General features: G+C 70.7%; 2 protein-coding genes and 2 pseudogenes. 1 reads left to right on the plus strand and 3 read right to left on the minus strand.

The genetic code is table 11. The features are described 5' to 3' along the window. Nucleotides 1–319, plus strand: a pseudogene (locus A9X05_RS04730) (enoyl-CoA hydratase); the annotation flags it as partial. Between the two features lie 195 nt (nt 320–514). Here the strand turns inward: A9X05_RS04730 and cynS are convergent. The 3 genes and pseudogenes from cynS to A9X05_RS04745 all read right to left on the minus strand — a co-directional run. Next, nucleotides 515–970 (minus strand): cyanase, encoded by a 456-nt coding sequence (gene cynS, locus A9X05_RS04735; protein ID WP_067779584.1) that lies wholly within the window; start codon nt 968–970, stop codon nt 515–517. A 53-nt stretch (nt 971–1,023) separates the two neighbouring features. Further along, nucleotides 1,024–1,773 carry a class I SAM-dependent methyltransferase gene (locus A9X05_RS04740; RefSeq protein WP_067779586.1) on the minus strand — a complete coding sequence of 250 codons (750 nt, stop codon included), beginning with the start codon at nt 1,771–1,773 and terminating at the stop codon, nt 1,024–1,026. 25 nt (nt 1,774–1,798) lie between these two features. After that, a pseudogene (locus tag A9X05_RS04745) lies at nt 1,799–2,003 on the minus strand (nitroreductase); the annotation flags it as partial.

Genomic DNA, 2,003 nt, shown 5'->3' on the forward strand with positions numbered 1-2,003 from the left:
TCAGGCCAACGAGGTGGCGATCGGCATGGTCATCCCGTATGCCGCGCTGGAGATCATGAAGCTGCGGCTGACGCAGTCGGCGTACCAGCAGGCCGCCGGGCTGGCCAAGACATTCTTCGGCGAGACCGCGCTGGCCGCCGGCTTCGTCGACGAGATCGTGCTGCCGGAGATGGTGGTGAGCCGCGCCGAGGAGGCCGCGCGCGAATTCGCCGGCCTGCGCCAGCAGGCCCACGCCGCAACGAAACTGCGCGCCCGCGCCGACGCGCTCAAGGCCATCCGCGCGGGGATCGACGGCATCGAGGCCGAGTTCGGCCTGTAGGCGCGCGGGCGCGCTGGGCCAACGCGATGCTGAAGGATGAGCTGAACGGCGAACGCGGTGGCCGCTGCTGGCCGCCACCGCGTTCCCTTCGCCTCCTCGACGCCAGTGTGACACGCGCGCGAAGCGTCGTCACTTCACCGGTTCCGCGCCGCCGCCGGAAAGCGCGGGGTCTACCGGTTCGGTCGCAGGCGTTATTCAGTTCGCCGCCGAAACCCATTGATAGGGAAGGAATTTCCCGTCAAGGGTCACCACGACGCGATCACCGGACGGGTGCGGCTTCTTCTGCAGGTCGACGCTGAAGTTGATCGCGCTCATGATGCCGTCGCCGAACTGTTCGTGGATCAGCTCCTTGATGGCGCCGCCGTAGACCTGCAGGGCCTCGTAGAAGCGGTAGATGGTCGGGTCGGTCGGCACCGCGGTCGGCAGCCCGCCACGCATCGGCGGCGCCGCCAGCACGGGTACCACCGACTCGTCCAGTCCGAGCTTCGCCACGAGAACCCGTGCCGGCTCGGGGGGAATGGGGTGTTGACCCAGCAGCGCCGCGGTGGTCCATACCACCGGCCTGCCGATGGCGTCGGCCAGCTGCTGCCACGTCAGGCCGCGCCTCAGCCGCGCCAGGACGATCTGCTCGGTGATCTCATGTCTGTTCATAGCCCCCAAGCATGCCCGGGACCGGGGGCGCGTACCTCCGGGACCGCCGGCGCTCACGTCGGCTTCGTCGCGGTGACCAACCGGGTGGCGAACCACGGACCGCCGTAGTACATGCGCCATCCGAGGTTGCGGCGACGCACGTTTCGCCAACCCAGCTCCCGTAGGTGCGCGGCGTGCTGACGGGTCTCCCAGAGGTCCGCGATCGCCAGCCGGCCACCCGGGCGCAGCACCCGAACCGCCTCGTCGAGGGCCTTGCGCCGGCCCGCGCCCGTCGGAATGTTGTGGATGGCCAGGTTGCTGACGATCACGTCGACGCTCGCGTCGGCGAACGGCAGGGCGGTCATGTCGGCGGTGCGCACCTCGACGCGATCGGCGACGCTCTCCAACGCCGCGTTGGCCAGGGTCGCCTCCGGGGAGTTGTCGGTCTGGTCGGCATGCCACAGATCGACCCCGATCGCGCGGCCCCGCGGCAACCGCTTCGCCGCGGCCAGCAGCACCGCCCCCCGTCCGCAACCGAGGTCGAGCACCGTTTCGTCGCCCGTAAGCCGAAGCTCGTCGAGCACCCGCGCCCACACCACGAACTTGCCCACCCGCGTGGCGTAAACGTAAAGGGTTGCGCTCGAAGCGATTCCGGCCGCCGACGTCGCCGCCAGCGCGGCGGTCAGCCGCTTGCCGCGCGCCCAGCTCAGCGCGGCCCACCCGGCCAGCGCGGCGGTTTGGGCGGCCAGACCGATCGCCTGCAAGCGCACGGAGAGGGTGTGAAACGAGCCGTCGATTCCGTAGTCGCCCCGGTGGTCGTGCACGGTGACGAGCCTACGGCGGCTTGCCTCACCAACGCCCGTGGTGGACCACCTCGGCGAAGGGGCGCCGGTTCGGCTTGCGGATCGGGGTGAGCGGACGGTCGGCGGGATACCCGACGCCGAGCAGGAAGGCGACCAGCCGGTCCCCGGGGACGCCCAGGATGGCGCGCGCCTTCTCCTGGTCCCCCACCGACGAGTGGCCCGTCCCGATCCCCAGGTCCGTGGCCGCGATC

The organism is Mycobacterium sp. E3298 (assembly GCF_001666895.1).
GTDB lineage: Bacteria > Actinomycetota > Actinomycetes > Mycobacteriales > Mycobacteriaceae > Mycobacterium.

What these genes read in the sequence shown, in the direction of transcription:
- cynS (WP_067779584.1), bottom strand. Translation starts at nt 970, where the DNA reads ATGAACAGACATGAGATCACCGAGCAGATCGTCCTGGCGCGGCTGAGG.